General features: G+C 58.1%; 6 protein-coding genes. 1 reads left to right on the top strand and 5 read right to left on the bottom strand.

What is annotated here, in order from left to right; genetic code table 11:
• Positions 1 to 7: 7 nt before the first annotated feature.
• The 5 genes from astB to H7698_RS29510 all read right to left on the bottom strand — a co-directional run bounded on the left by astB (position 8) and on the right by H7698_RS29510 (position 6,553).
• The gene (gene astB, locus H7698_RS29530; protein ID WP_194693767.1) at positions 8 to 1,354 is read right to left on the bottom strand and encodes an N-succinylarginine dihydrolase; all 1,347 of its coding nucleotides are present in this window, start codon (positions 1,352 to 1,354) and stop codon (positions 8 to 10) included.
• A gap of 162 nt (positions 1,355 to 1,516) precedes the next feature.
• Complete coding sequence (gene astD / locus H7698_RS29525; protein ID WP_194693773.1) at positions 1,517 to 2,986, bottom strand: succinylglutamate-semialdehyde dehydrogenase; 1,470 nt, start codon at positions 2,984 to 2,986, stop codon at positions 1,517 to 1,519.
• The gene (gene astA, locus H7698_RS29520; RefSeq protein WP_162438704.1) at positions 2,983 to 4,008 is read right to left on the bottom strand and encodes an arginine N-succinyltransferase; all 1,026 of its coding nucleotides are present in this window, start codon (positions 4,006 to 4,008) and stop codon (positions 2,983 to 2,985) included. The genes astD and astA overlap by 4 nt, the downstream gene beginning before the upstream one ends.
• 83 nt (positions 4,009 to 4,091) lie before the next feature.
• A complete protein-coding gene (gene aruF / locus H7698_RS29515) occupies positions 4,092 to 5,111 on the bottom strand; it encodes an arginine/ornithine succinyltransferase subunit alpha (RefSeq protein ID WP_194693766.1) in 1,020 nt (339 codons plus the stop codon).
• Between the two features lie 221 nt (positions 5,112 to 5,332).
• A complete protein-coding gene (locus H7698_RS29510) occupies positions 5,333 to 6,553 on the bottom strand; it encodes an aspartate aminotransferase family protein (protein WP_194693765.1) in 1,221 nt (406 codons plus the stop codon).
• Here H7698_RS29510 and H7698_RS29505 point away from each other — a divergent pair.
• Positions 6,478 to 14,598, top strand: a complete 8,121-nt coding sequence (locus H7698_RS29505) for a dermonecrotic toxin domain-containing protein (RefSeq protein WP_235992986.1) — start codon at positions 6,478 to 6,480, stop codon at positions 14,596 to 14,598. The two genes, H7698_RS29510 and H7698_RS29505, sit on opposite strands and share 76 nt — an antisense overlap.
• Positions 14,599 to 14,611: the final 13 nt, after the last annotated feature.

Below are 14,611 nucleotides of genomic sequence, written 5' to 3'. Positions count from 1 at the left end.
TCGACGTTCAATTGATCTGGAAAGGATAAACCGCGCCCAGTTTAAGGATTTGCGTCAGTTCATCCAGTGCCGTCCGGCACTCAAGCAACAATTGCGGGTCCGCAAGATCGTTTTCGGTCATGCGGTCGCGGTAGTGCTTGTCGACCCATTCGGTCAGCGTGCCGTACAACGGTGCCGTCATGATAACGCCTGGGTTGACCGCCGCCAGTTCGGTTTCATTCAGCGCAACACGCAACCTCAGGCAAGCCGGGCCACCGCCGTTCTGCATGCTTTGCTTCAAGTCGAAAACCTTGACTTCACGGATCAGGCCACCGGAGCTGGTCAGGCTTTGCAGGTACTGCCAGACACGCTCGTTGCCACGGCATTCTTCCGGCACGATCAACAGCATCGAGCCATCCGGACGTGTCAGCAGCTGACTGTTGAACAAGTAGGACCGAACCGCATCCTCGACGGTTACGGCAGAACGCGGTACGCAGATCGACTGAAATTTGCCGCCGACTTTCGCGAGTTTGCCGTGCAATTCAGCCAGCATCTGCTCGGTGTCGAGGAACGCGTCCTCGTGATAAAACAGCACCTCGCCGTTACCCACCGCAATCACGTCGTTATGAAACACGCCCTGATCGATCACCGAAGGGTTCTGCTGGCCGTACACCACACCGTCATCGCTCAAGCCGTGCAAACGCGCAACCGCCTGAGACGCTTCGAGGGTCTGGCGCGCGGGATATTTCTGCGGGGCCGGGTAACGGGTGTCGAACGCACTGCGACCGAACACGAAAAACTCGACGCCCGCCTCACCGTACTCGCGGCAGAAGCGGGTGTGGTTGGCAGCCCCTTCGTCGCCGAACTGCGCAACCGCCGGCAACGCAGCATGATGTGCGAAGTGTTTCTGATCGGCGAACATCGCGCCCAGCACGCGACTGGTGGTCGGGTGCTCGATGCTGCGGTGATATTTGCAATTGAGGTTGGCAGCCGTGAAGTGCACACGCCCGTCTGCAGTGTCCGCACTTGGGCTGACCGTGGCGGCGTTGGCCACCCACATGCTCGACGCAGAGCAACTGGCGACCAGCAATGGCATCGCCTCTTTGGCAGCACGCTCGATCACTTGCGCGTCGGTGCCGCTGAAACCCAACCGGCGCAACGCCGCCACATCAGGACGCTCTTGCGGTGCCAGAACGCCTTGCTGGAAGCCCATTTCCATCAGCGCTTTCATCTTCGCCAAGCCCTGCAGGGCGGCTTCCTTCGGATTCGAAGATTGCTGGCTGTTGCTCTGGGACGCGACGTTGCCGTAGGACAAACCGCCGTAGTTATGGGTCGGCCCCACTAGACCGTCAAAATTGACTTCATAGGATTTCATCAGCGAGGCTCCACGAGAATCTGTTGTATAGGCTTCAGGTAACTGTTCTTTTAGACCGGGTTGCGGCCATCGCGAGCAAGCTCGCTCCCACAGTTATTGCGTCGTACACAAGATATGTGAACGCCACCGAACCTGTGGGAGCGGGCTTGCCCGCGATGGGCATCACGCCATCTTCACGCCAGGCGTAAGGGTCGCTGGCAACACCAGGCTCGGCGTTTCCAGCGAAGCCACCGGGTACGCGCAGTAATCTGCTGCGTAATAAGCACTGGCGCGGTGGTTGCCCGAAGCGCCAACGCCACCAAACGGCGCGCTGCTCGCAGCACCCGTCAGCTGCTTGTTCCAGTTGACGATACCCGCACGGCTTTCCAGCCAGAACTGTTGGTAACGCGCTTCGGAATCCGACAACAAACCGGCCGCCAGTCCATAGTCGGTGTTGTTGGCTTCAACAATCGCCGCCTCGAAGTCAGCGTAGCGAATCACCTGCAACAACGGCCCGAACAGCTCTTCGTCAGGACGATCGGCCACCGCCGTCACGTCCAGAATGCCTGGGGTCAGCAATGCGGCCTGGGCCTGAGGCTGAGTCATCTCCAACAACGCCACGGCGCCATTCGCCAACAGATGTTCCTGTGCATCGATCAGCGCTTTCGCTGCGCCAAGGGAAATGACCGAGCCCATGAACGGTGCAGGTTGCTGGTCAAACGCACCGACTTCGATGGTCGCGCTAACCGCCACCAGACGTGCCAGCAGTGCATCACCCCAGGCACCCTGCGGCACCAGCAAGCGACGAGCGCATGTGCAACGCTGACCGGCGGAAATGAATGCCGACTGGATGATGGTGTAAACAGCCGCATCAAGATCAGCCACCTCATCGACCACCAGCGGGTTGTTACCGCCCATCTCCAGCGCAAGAATCTTGTCCGGGCGACCGGCAAATTGCTGGTGCAGATGATTACCAGTGCGGCTGGATCCGGTGAAGAACAACCCATCGATGCCCGGGTTCGCCGCCAGGGCGATACCGGTTTCGCGAGCGCCCTGCAGCAGGTTCAACACGCCTGCGGGCAGACCCGCTTCGATCCAGCACTTCACCGTCAGTTCGGCGACTTTCGGGGTCAACTCGCTAGGCTTGAACAGCACGCTGTTACCGGCCAGCAGCGCCGGCACGATGTGACCATTTGGCAAATGACCGGGGAAGTTGTAAGGCCCGAACACCGCGACCACACCGTGCGGCTTGTGGCGCAGCACGGCGGTGGCGTCGCCCAGCGGGCCGCTCTTCTCGCCGGTGCGCTCACGGTAGCTCTGCACCGAAATCGCAATCTTGTTGACCATGCTGGTGACTTCGGTCGCCGACTCCCACAGGGGTTTACCGGTTTCCTCGCCAATGCAGCGGGCCAGTTCGTCAGCGTGGTTTTTCAAGGCCGCGGCAAAGGCTTCCAGCACCGTGATGCGCTCGTCGAGGGTACGACGGGCCCAGCCCGGGAACGCCTGTCGCGCAGCTTGCACAGCCGACTCAACCTGAGCAGCCGTGGCGCCCTCGCCCGCCCACAGCACTTGCTGGGTCACCGGGTTCAACGATTGAAAGGCTTCGCCCTGACCGGCCAGCCACTCACCTGCGATGTATAGCGAATTCATTATTTCGACTCCCGAGCAGCAGACAACGGTACGGCGCGCACTTGGTCGCCAGCGTTGAGTTGAAGGCGTTTGGCGGTCATTGGATCGACGACCAATGTGCCGGCAGCGAAGCGTGCCGGTGCAGCCGTAATTCGACAGTCTTCGCGCTTGCGGTTGTGAATCAGGAACGGCGTGGCGTCATCACCGGGCGTGCCGATGGCCAGCACCAATGCCTGGCTGTCGCGCACCGCACGGATCTTGCCGGTTTCGCATTCCACCGCCGGGCCCGCGTCGAAGATATCGACGTAACCTTGATAGCTGAAACCTTCGCTCTTGAGCATGGACAGCGCCGGCTCGGTGTCCGGGTGAACCTGACCGATCACGTTGCGCGCATCAGGCGACAGGAAGCAGGTGTAGAGGGGGAATTTAGGCATCAGTTCGGCGATGAACGCCTTGTTGCCCACACCCGTCAGGTAGTCGGCCTGGCTGAATTCCATCTTGAAGAAGTGACGGCCCAGGCTCTCCCAGAATGGCGAACGCCCGGCTTCGTCGGACACACCGCGCATCTCGGCAATGATCTTGTTGCCAAACAGTTGCGGGAACTCGGCAATGAACAGCATCCGCGCCTTGGCCAGCATGCGGCCGTTGAGGCCATTGCGGTAATCGGCGTGGAGGAACAACGAGCACAACTCGGAATTGCCGGTCAGGTCGTTGGCCAGAAACAGCGTCGGGATCTCGCGATAGATGTTCAGTTCTTGCGAAGCACTGACCGTCAGGCCAACCCGGAAGTTGTACCAGGGCTCACGCAGGCCAACGGCGCCGGCGATGGCAGAAATGCCGACGACACGACCATTGTCATCTTCGAGGACAAACAGGTAGTCCGCATCGCCACGCCCGGCTTCGCCGCGAAAGGTCTTCTCGGCCCAGCCGACCCGATGGGCCAGACGTTCTTCATTGGCCGGCAAGGTAGTCAGGCCGGTGCCGGTGCTGCGGGCCAGGTCGATCAGAGCGGGTAAATCGCTGCTGCGTACGGGACGAACGATCATGCTATCTCCTCAAACGGGCCACTCACGCCACCCGCAAAACTTCGCTGCTTTCTAGGCATTCTTTCCAGGCAGTGCAGCGGTCGCTAAACCGCTACCAGGCGCACGCTGGCACCTTCACCGACACCCAGGGCTTCGGCTGTTTCAAGATCCAGAACCACGGGTTTGCCCGGCGCATAATCGAGCTCGAGCAGTACCGCGCGGTAATCTTGCAGCTGGGCGTTGGCCACAAGGTACTGACGACCGGCGCCTTTGACCGGCTCACCGATTTTCACCGGTACGAGGCGGCTCTGGGCAATCGAACGAATCCCTGAAACCCGCGCATGCAGGGTCGGACCGCCGTCAAAAATATCGATGTAGTGATCGGTCTCGAAGCCTTCGCGCATCAGGATGTCGAACGTGATCTGCGCCCGTGGGTGGACCTGGCCCATCGCTTCTTGCGCGGAATCCGGCAGCAACGGTACATAGATCGGGTAGTGCGGCATCAGCTCGGCCAGGAACGTGCGGCTTTTCAACCCGCACAGACGCTCGGCAGCGGCATAGTTGAGGTCGAAGAAGTTGCGGCCAATGGCATCCCAGAATGGCGAGTCACCGTTTTCATCGCTGTAACCGACGATCTCGGTCACCACGGAATCGGCAAAGCGTTCCGGATGGCTGGCCACGAACAACAGACGGCCACGGGAGTTGAGCTCCGCCCAAGGCGAACCGACCAATTCGCGCTGCACATAGAAACTGGTCAGCAAGCTATTGCCGGTCAGGTCGTGGCACTGGGAAAGCACGTGGATCTTGTTGTGAATCTTCAGCTCGCGAGAAGCGTGTACGAAGGTTTCATTGCGGAAGCTGTAGAACGGCTCCGAATAACCCGCCGACGCCACGATCGCCGAGCAGCCGACCAGTTTCCCGGTGGCGATGTCTTCGAGGACGAAGAAATAGCTCTCTTCACCGTTGAAGCTGACTTCAGCGGCAAACGAAGCTTCGCTCGCGGCGATCTTGTCGCTCAGGCGTTCAACGTCATCCGGCAAGGAAGTGACACCAATCGGGCTGTCCGCAGCCAGACGCTGTACCTCGCCCAGATCAGCCATTTGCGCGGGGCGCATCACCAGCATGGTGTCACTCCTTTCTCTATCAATTTACAGAAGAAATAACCGGGCACTCACTGCATAAGCAGAGATCAATGTAGGAGTGAGCCTGCTCGCGATAGCGGTCTGTCAGGAGACAATAAGTCGACTGACATATCGCTATCGCGAGCAGGCTCACTCCTACATTTGATCGGGTCCGGCATTAAAATTTGGTTCGACGCCTGACTGGTCAGGCGTCGAAAGGTCTATCAGGCTTGCGTCAGCGTCGCTACGGCGCGCTCGAAACGATCCAGGCCGGCATCGATATCGGCGTCTTCAACCACCAGGCTTGGGGCAAAACGCACCACGTCCGGACCGGCTTGCAGGATCATCAGGCCTTCTTTTTCAGCCGCATTGAAGATGTCCTTGGCCTTGCCCTTCCAGGCATCGCTGAGCACGCAACCGATCAACAGGCCCAAACCACGAACCTGCGTGAACACGCCGTATTTCTCACCGACCTGCTCAAGGCGCGCCTTGAACTTGTCGTGCTTGGCGTTGACGCCGGCCAGCACTTCAGGGGTGTTGATCACATCGATCACGGCTTCCGCCACCGCGCACGCCAGCGGGTTGCCGCCGTAGGTGGTGCCGTGGGTGCCAACGACCAGATGCTTGGCCAATGCTTCAGTGGTCAACATCGCAGCGATCGGGAAACCACCGCCCAGGCTCTTCGCGCTGGTCAGGATGTCCGGAGTTACGCCGTAATGCTGGTAGGCGAACAGCTTGCCGCTGCGGCCCATACCGGTTTGCACTTCGTCGAACACCAGCAGCGCGTTGTGCTCGGTGCACAGTTCACGGGCACCTTGCAGATAAGCCAGCTCGGCCGGCAACACACCGCCCTCGCCCTGAATCGGCTCCAGCACCACCGCGCAGGTCTTGTCGGAAACGGCTGCTTTCAAAGCGGCCAGATCGTTGTAAGGCACGTGAGTGATACCGGTAATCTTCGGACCGAAACCATCGGAATACTTCGACTGACCACCGACGTTCACGGTGAACAGCGTGCGACCGTGAAAGCTGTTCAGGGCGGCGATGATTTCGTACTTCTCGCTACCGAAACGGTCGAACGCGACGCGACGGGCCAGCTTGAAAGCGGCCTCGTTGGCTTCGGCGCCGGAGTTGCAGAAGAACACGCGCTCGGCAAACGTGGCGTCGATGAGCTTATGGGCCAGGCGCAAGGCCGGCTCGTTGGTGAACACGTTGGACACGTGCCACAGCTTGTTCGCTTGCTCTGTCAGTGCACCGACCAGCGCTGGATGAGCGTGGCCCAATACGTTAACGGCGATCCCGCCAGCGAAGTCGATCAGCTCGCGGCCAGACTGGTCCCACACGCGGGAACCGGCGCCACGCACGGGAATGAATGCGGCAGGCGCGTAGTTGGGAACCATTACCTGGTCGAAATCGGCGCGTTCTACTGCAGCGTGCTCAACGGACATCGGAGTCTCCTGAAGAGGAACACCCGCCTGAAACTGGCGAGCGATGGGGGGATTGTAAGGAGAGTTTTCAGCTTGGCCTTGCCGCCAAGCGACAACTTCTTATAGCGCAAACCCCGGTTTACGCCGGGTTTACGGCAATGCGACAAATAGCGTCGCAAAGGCGCAGTTTAAACTGCTGGCGAGATTACAGGCAGGGTTGCCAGGATTTGATTTGTGCCGCTCGCGAACACCTTACGTATGTACCGCCCCCCTATCGCGTCATCCTGATTTGCTTGCGATTCTTTAAATGCTCAAGGATTGGCACGATGCAACTGTCTAAAGAATGGCCACCCACGGCTACAAGCGACACAACCGAATCGCAGCACCCCGATCACCACTATCAACCGCTAAAAGACGCCATCCCCGACTGGCTTGGCACCGCCTCACCGGCCCGGCGCCAAGCGCTTAAAAATACTCAGCCCCAACGCCTCGGCTCACTCAACGGAGCATCGGCCGCCCAGCACCAGCAACTGATGGCACTTAACGCCGCGCACTGGACTGCACAAACTGAGGTCGACCAAACGCTCGCGCATCTGCAAGACGCTAATGCTTTCGCCGAACCGTTACTCAAAGCCGCCTTGAAACGCCGCTTCGGCCTTGAGGTGGACGTCAAATCCACCTTCCTGCGCCTGTATGTACCCGCGACGACCCCATGGTTTCCAGTCAAGACCGGCGCCCGCGCCTGGACCGTTTCGCTGCTGGACGCGGCACTACATAATTTCGAAGAGAAGGAAACCCGGGACACTGCCTACGAAACCGATTCGACCTACATCACCCAGCCCTCGGCGAGCGGTCAGTTCGATACCCTGCCCTTTATCAAGGCCAGAATGAGCATCCCCGCGTTTACCAGCCTGTGCCGAGAACTGGACATCGGCCGCCAGTACACCCGCTACCTCGAAGACAACCTCGGGTTTTCCAACCCGACCGCCGCCTCGACGCTGCGACTTCAGGTGGATGCCAGCCAGAAAGCGGCCCTGAAAGCCGCCCTGCACTGGGCACGAATGAACAAAGACATCGGCGAAACCTACTGTCGTTTGATCGAAGGGTTGATCGATGGCGTGCAAGGCATGCGTCTCAACGGGCAGCCCCTGTTGTGTCACGACCTGACGATGCTGTCCGCCCCGCTCACCGGCATCGTGGTGTTTGCCCCCGACCTGGATCAGACCCGAGCAACCGCCCGGGTCGTGGCCTATGTACCGGATGACCCCGAGCACCCGATCAAGGAATATGCGTCCCCACTGACAATGGTCATCGAACTGACCCGGCAGTTGCGTTCCAAGGACTATCAACAGTTCTTTAGCCGATTCGTGAACCACGACCAACGCGGCTTCTTTTTTGCCAGCCTCAATGACCGCCTGAGCAAAGTGAAATGGCACTCGCCCGTTGCCGGCAGTTCTGAACCAACGTGGCGAGAGACACCCATTGATCGCCCCAACCTGCAAACGGCGTTCGTAGCGTTCAATGACAATCTGTGGCAACACCTCTACCAGGCCAGGCTCGACAAAATCCTCAACGACGCCAGGGCCATCGCCGTCCCCACGGCAAAAGTCGATCAGAAAACCCGCTGGGCGTTTTGGGATTCGCTGATCGACCTGGCCTCATCAATCCTTCAGACCGCCGCGTTCATCATCGCGCCATTCGTGCCCGTGCTGGGTGAAGCGATGATGGCGTACATGGCCTACCAGTTGCTCGACGAAGCCTTCGAAGGGATCGTCGAGTGGGCACAAGACCGAACCAAAGAGGCGTTCGAGCATTTCATGGGCACCGTCGAATCGTTGGTCCAGTTGGGGGCGTTTGCCGTCGGTGGGACCATCGGCGCCACCGAGTTGCGCAAGGTGTTGCCCAAGGAGGTTGTCGCCTTCATCGACCGTTTCAAACCGGTGACGATGACCGAGGGACAAACCCGCTACTGGGAACCGGACCTCGCCCGCTACGAACAAAAAGACATTCCAGGCGCAGATTCCAAAGCCAATGAACTGGGCCTGCATCAACACCAGGGCAAACAACTGCTGCCTCTCGATGAGGCACACTTTGCCGTCAGCGAAAGCCAGGTCCCCGGCCAGTACCGTATCGAACACCCGACCCGGCCTGACGCCTACAAACCCATCCTGCGCCACAACGGCGACGGCGCCTGGCACACCGAACTCGAACAACCGCTCGAATGGGACAAAACCACAGCGCTTCGGCGGATTGGCCCTTCGATCGATTCGTTTTCCCCCGCCCAACGCGAAATCATTCTTCAAGTCAGCGGCTACAACGAAGATGCCTTGCGCAAAATGCATGTCAATCAAGAGCCTCTGCCCCCCTTGCTGGCCGACACCATCAAGCGCTTCAAAATCGATCAGGATCTTAAAGCGTTTGTCGATCGACTGGACAGCGAGTTGCCCCAGGATTACCTCAGCGCCGATCCTCTGGTTCAGCTGCAGCTGCTCGATGAGAGCGGCCGATGGCAAACCGGTAAACGCCTGCGCTACCTGGATCAACAGGGGAGCGTTATCTGGCAATCCTCAACGGACGAAAGCTTGCATCTGACCACGATTCGTCAGGACAACCTGAGGGACGGCGACCTGCTCAAAACGCTGCTCAGTTCGCTCGACGAAAGCGAAGCCAAAGCGCTGCTCGAAGAAGAATTTGGCGGCCCCTCGCTCTCCCTGGATCGGCGCGCCCGAACACTGAGGAAGCACCTGGTCGATCTCGCCTGGCAACAACGAACGTCCGTGTTCGAAACACGTTACCAGGCGCTCGAACGAATCGAAGATCCGCTGGCACAACCGATCACCCAATACGATCCAAACTTGCCGGTCAGCATCACGCGGGAATTACTCAACACCGCCACCGGCGATGAACTCCTGCAGATCAGTGAAGGGCAATTGCCCCAACGTCAGCAGGATCTCGCTCAACTGGCCAATCAGGAAGTGCGCGTCACCCGGGCTTACGAAGGGCTGGAACTGGACGCCGTGAACAATCCGGACACCGACACTCTGGCGTTGCACAGCCTCAAACGCCTGCCCGGCTGGACCAACGACGTGCGTATTGAAATCCGGGATCAATCCTATGAAGGGCCGATACTGGACAGCAGCGGACGCGCCGATGCCAGCGCACAAAAAATCCTGGTTCGCCAAACCGATGGCACCTATCAGCCCTTTGACGACCGCGGCCAGGAACTGCATTCGGCAACCGACTTTTACACCAGCGTCCTGTACGCCCTGCCCGACTCGGAACGCCAAGCCGTGAACATCCAGGCAGGCCAAGGGGACAAGCTTAAAGATGCTATTCGCAAACAGCCCATGGAGCGAAGCGAGCTTAGATTGGCGATTTCTCTGCCAGCGGTTGAAGGAGCTGATCTGGACACCCTGCGCCTGGTGGGGTTGGAGGGCTATCGACGAATCACGCGCACCGTGCGCACATCCAGGAACGAGGCAACTTTCACCCTGCAAGACAGGGTCCTGGAAATCTATCCACGGCATTCCCCCGAGGAAGTGGACGCGTTGATTTCCAGGCTGCGCAACCATCCGGCAGGGGTACGGACAGAACTGTCCCGGTTGAGCAACGAATATGCCCAGCTCACCGCTGACCTGCGTCGCTGGGCTGACGAAATACCGTCTGCCGACCCCGACAGCGGGCTCGCGCTGACAGCGTCCCAGCGCCGGGCAGCCCAGCGTAACCGCCGCCTGCTAAAGGAAACTGTTCAGAGTTGCTGGCGCAAGGAAACACGCGGGCCTGTCGGCTACCAGCTTTACCTTCCGAATTCGATACTGGGGGAGCTGCCCGCCCTGACCGCCGACTTTGGCCATGTCGTTGCCCTGACCATCAATAGCGGCACCAGCACCCGGGCTTTCGAGCCGTTTATACAAAATTTCCCCGGGTTAATGTTCCTCGACGTACAGAACCTCAACCTGCCGAACTTGCCGCCCTCCATCGCTGCGATGTCCTCGCTGCGGCAACTGATCGTGCGCAACTGCGGCATCACACTTTCCCCCGCCAACCAGCAAGTGCTCTCTTCACTGCGCAAGCTTTCTCTGCTCGATCTACAGGACAACCCTTTGGCGGTCGCACCCGATATCCGGGCTATTCGCGCTTTGCGTCACATCAATCTCGCCAATACGGGGATTACTGAGCTACCCGTCGGACTCCTTGATCATCCGCACGTTGTAATCGGCAGATTTGACGGTAATCAGATAACCAGCCTGCCCGATGCGCTCTTCAATGCCGCGAGCAACCAGGGAAGCGCGTTGGATTTTGCAAACAACCCACTGTCCGCTACTACGCGGGCGCGGATAAAGGCACATTACAATCAAACCGGAAATCATTTCGGGGTCATGGCCGAGCAGGCGGATATCGACCGCACAATCTCCCTGTTCCCTGACCTGAACGCCCACCAGGCAACTAATCTCTTGTATCGTTTGCCGGGAACCCTGATGCAAGGCCGAAATCAACTGACACATTGGGAGGGCGAGATTCTTCGCTTGAACAATGATCTTTCGCAGTGGGCCAGCCGCATTCCTGAGCGTTCACCCTCGTCGGGCCAACTCCTGAATAACCATCAGCAGGCCGGTGAGCAACTGGCCAGGTATTACTTCAGCCGACAACTGGACCAGGCATGGCGCAGCAGATTGAATGACCAGATGGTGTTGACTCTGGAATTCATGGGGGACATGCCTGAACTGACCGCCGATTTCAGTCATGTTTCCTACCTGAGCCTGACGGGCAATACCGCTATTTCTGCAACCTCTCCATTCCTGCAGCGGTTCCCGAACTTGCGACACTTGGGTTTGCGTAGTTTTGCACTGGAGCAGATACCCCAGGCAATCACGCACATGCCTGAGCTCAACACGTTGATACTGAACGATTGCGGCGTGGCGATGAATCACGCAAGCCAGACAGCACTGTCCTCACTGAGCAATCTCGACACGCTGGAACTGACCAACAGCCCATTAGGGCAAGCACCCGATATCACTGCGCTGCCTGCATTGAAGTACATCAACCTGTCCAATACCCACATTACCCACATTCCCGTGGGTCTGGTGGAGCATCCGAATATCAGTACTGCCATTTTCAATGGCAACCTGATAACCGAATTGCCCGAGACCGTATTCACCCTTCCCGCCAACCGCAGTGACGGGTTTGAGTTTGCTGACAATCCACTGTCCGCAGCGAGCAGAGAACGGATAAAAACTTACTTCCGCGAGACTGGGCAAGACTTTGGCGTTCCAGCTGACCAGGCTGACATCGACATAATGAAAGCGCTTTTTCCAGCGCTGGACTCACAGGATGCCAGCGATGCGATCTATGACTTGCCCGGCACACTGCAAGACAGCCGCCGCCAACTGGTGCACTGGAGAGCAGAGCTGAACCAATTGACCGCTGACCTGACGACATGGGCGCCCCAGGTGCCTGCCCGTCATCCCGTCACCAGCGAAGCATTTACGGCCCCTCAGCTGTATGACCAGTACGCATCAAGGTCAGAATTTGGGCAAACCCTGGAACGGTTCTGGCGGCGTCGGATAGAGATGTCCCGGATGCGGGACGATCATTTGGTTATCAATCTGACATTCTCCGGTGACCTGCCTCCGCTGACTGCGGATTTCGGCCATGTGTCCAGACTCACCCTCAATGGCAACGATGCGATCCTTGCGACCGACCCGTTCCTCGACCTCTTCCCGAACTTGCAAAGCCTGGAGATGCGAAACTTCACTCTTGAACAGGTGCCCCCCGCCATCACAGGCATGTCCACGCTCAAGGAACTGCATTTAAGCCTTTGCCGAGTGGCACTGACCCCTGAGGGCCAGACAATACTTTCATCGCTCAGCGAGCTCGAGGTGCTGAACCTCAGTGACAACCCACTGATGATCGCGCCCAATGTAGAAACGTTACCCGCACTGAACGAACTTCGCCTGTCCAATACAGGTATCAGCGACCTGCCAAAGGGACTCACCAGTCGCCAACATCTAAGAACCGCCATCCTTAATGGGAACCAGATCACCGAACTGCCCGACGCTTTTTTTGATCTGGACCTTGATCTCGCCGAAGGGGTTAATCTCGCCAACAACCCGTTGTCTTCAATGAGCCGGGACCGGATAAAAGCCTTCTACGCAAAAAACGGAACAGACTTCGCCGTATTGGCCGAGCAGGCCGACATTGATCGCGCACGCGCACTTTTTCCAGGACTGAGTACCGAAGACGCCAGTCATGTGATTTATACGCTGCCCGGAACGCTGGAAGACAGTCGTAGCCAGCTCACTCGTTGGGAAACGGAAATCTCTCAGTTAACCCATGACCTCAAGGACTGGGCCGCTGACGTTCCATCGCGTCACCCCTCAACTGGCGCCTCCTTAAATCCCCATGAATTGCTCACAGAACGGACCGTGAGAAACGAGTTCAGGGAAAAACTTGAGCAATTCTGGCGCTTGAGACGGGTAGGCAGGCCGGAACTCAGGGAAGACGCATTCATAACAGACCTGGCCTTTATGGGTGAATTACCAGTGCTGACAGCAGACTTCAGTCATGTCTCGGCACTGGCCCTCAGCGGCAACAGCGCCCTGAATGCCTCTTCCGGCTTCCTTGAATGTTTTCCCGGTCTCCAACACTTGGAGTTACGCGACTTCGCCCTTAATCACATACCTCGGTCTATCACCGGCATGCCATCACTTGAAAAACTGGTGTTGAGCAATTGTGGTGTCGCGCTCGGGTCCGAGGGGCAGGCCATACTCTCCTCGCTGCCTCGCCTAGACATGCTGGACCTGTTCAATAACCCACTGGGCAGCGTTCCGGACGTAGCCGCCATGCCAGCGCTCACGTTTATCGACCTTTCCAGTACAGGCATAGACCATGTACCCGTCGGCTGGTCGAATCACCCTCGACTTCAAACTGCCGTTCTGAACAACAATCGGATAACTGAAATTCCACCCGACCTCTACAACCTGTCCGCCGAAGTGGGCGAGGGATTCGACTTTGGTCATAACCCGTTGTCCGAAGTAACCCTTGAGCGGGTAAAAACCTACCACCGACAAACCGGAAAAGACCTGGGCGTATTGGCCGACCAGGGGGATATCGATCAGGTGCTGGCGCTTTACCCGGGTTTGAGTCTGGAACAAGCCAGCGAATACATTTATCGCCTGCCCGGTACGCTGGCCGATGGACGTGTCGAACTGATGCGTAAGCGAGCCGAGCTTGACGCCCTGAGTCGTGATCTTGATGTGTGGATGACCGATATCCCCGACCACCCCGTCACGGGTGAACCGCTGGAGCCATTAATTCTTCTGCAAGAGCAACACAAAAGACTGAAGTTCAAGAAAAGTGTAGAGCGATGCTGGCGGCAAATACCGGCAGAAGATTCGTCCTTTGGCGAAACCACTTTTGCTTCTAACCTGGTCATCCTGGGCGACTTGCCTTTACTGACGACACAATTTCCTCATGTCAGCGAACTTTACCTGAGAGTTGATGGCGCCATGGCGTCAAGAGCAAGCCGGTTTCTGGAGTATTTCCCAAATCTGGAAAGCCTTGGCGTTCAGGGTTATCAGCTGGACAACATCCCTGAGGCGGTCTTCAAGATGAGAAATCTGACGTCGCTGAGCCTGCCTGATTGCCGCATCACCCTGACCCAAACAACCCTGAACGCACTCAATGGAATGGAAAAACTCGACAGTTTGAATCTCAGAGGCAATCCGTTAGGCCTGACACCCGATCTGAGCAATATGAGGGGATTGTTCACGCTGGACCTGAGCAATACGGGAATCCGCGAGACGCCGATAGGTTTGTTCGACAACCCTCGCCTGATGCACGCAGACCTTTCCAACAACATGATCACTGAAATACCGATCGAGTTGATGGAAGCCAATCCCGATAACACGGAAAATTTCAACTTCAGAGGTAATCCACTCTCGGCGCAAAGCCTGGAACGTGTGGCTGCTCACTTCCACGATACGGGGAATACGCTGGGCATTGGTGCGGTCACCGGGATGTCGCGCCCCGCCGATATCGCACCTGATGTTGATATGGAAAGCTGAACGTAGGACTTGA

The organism is Pseudomonas sp. p50(2008) (assembly GCF_015351605.1).
GTDB lineage: Bacteria > Pseudomonadota > Gammaproteobacteria > Pseudomonadales > Pseudomonadaceae > Aquipseudomonas.
The sequence above is the reverse complement of the archived record's forward strand: the minus strand, read 5'-3'. Positions and strand labels throughout refer to the sequence as shown.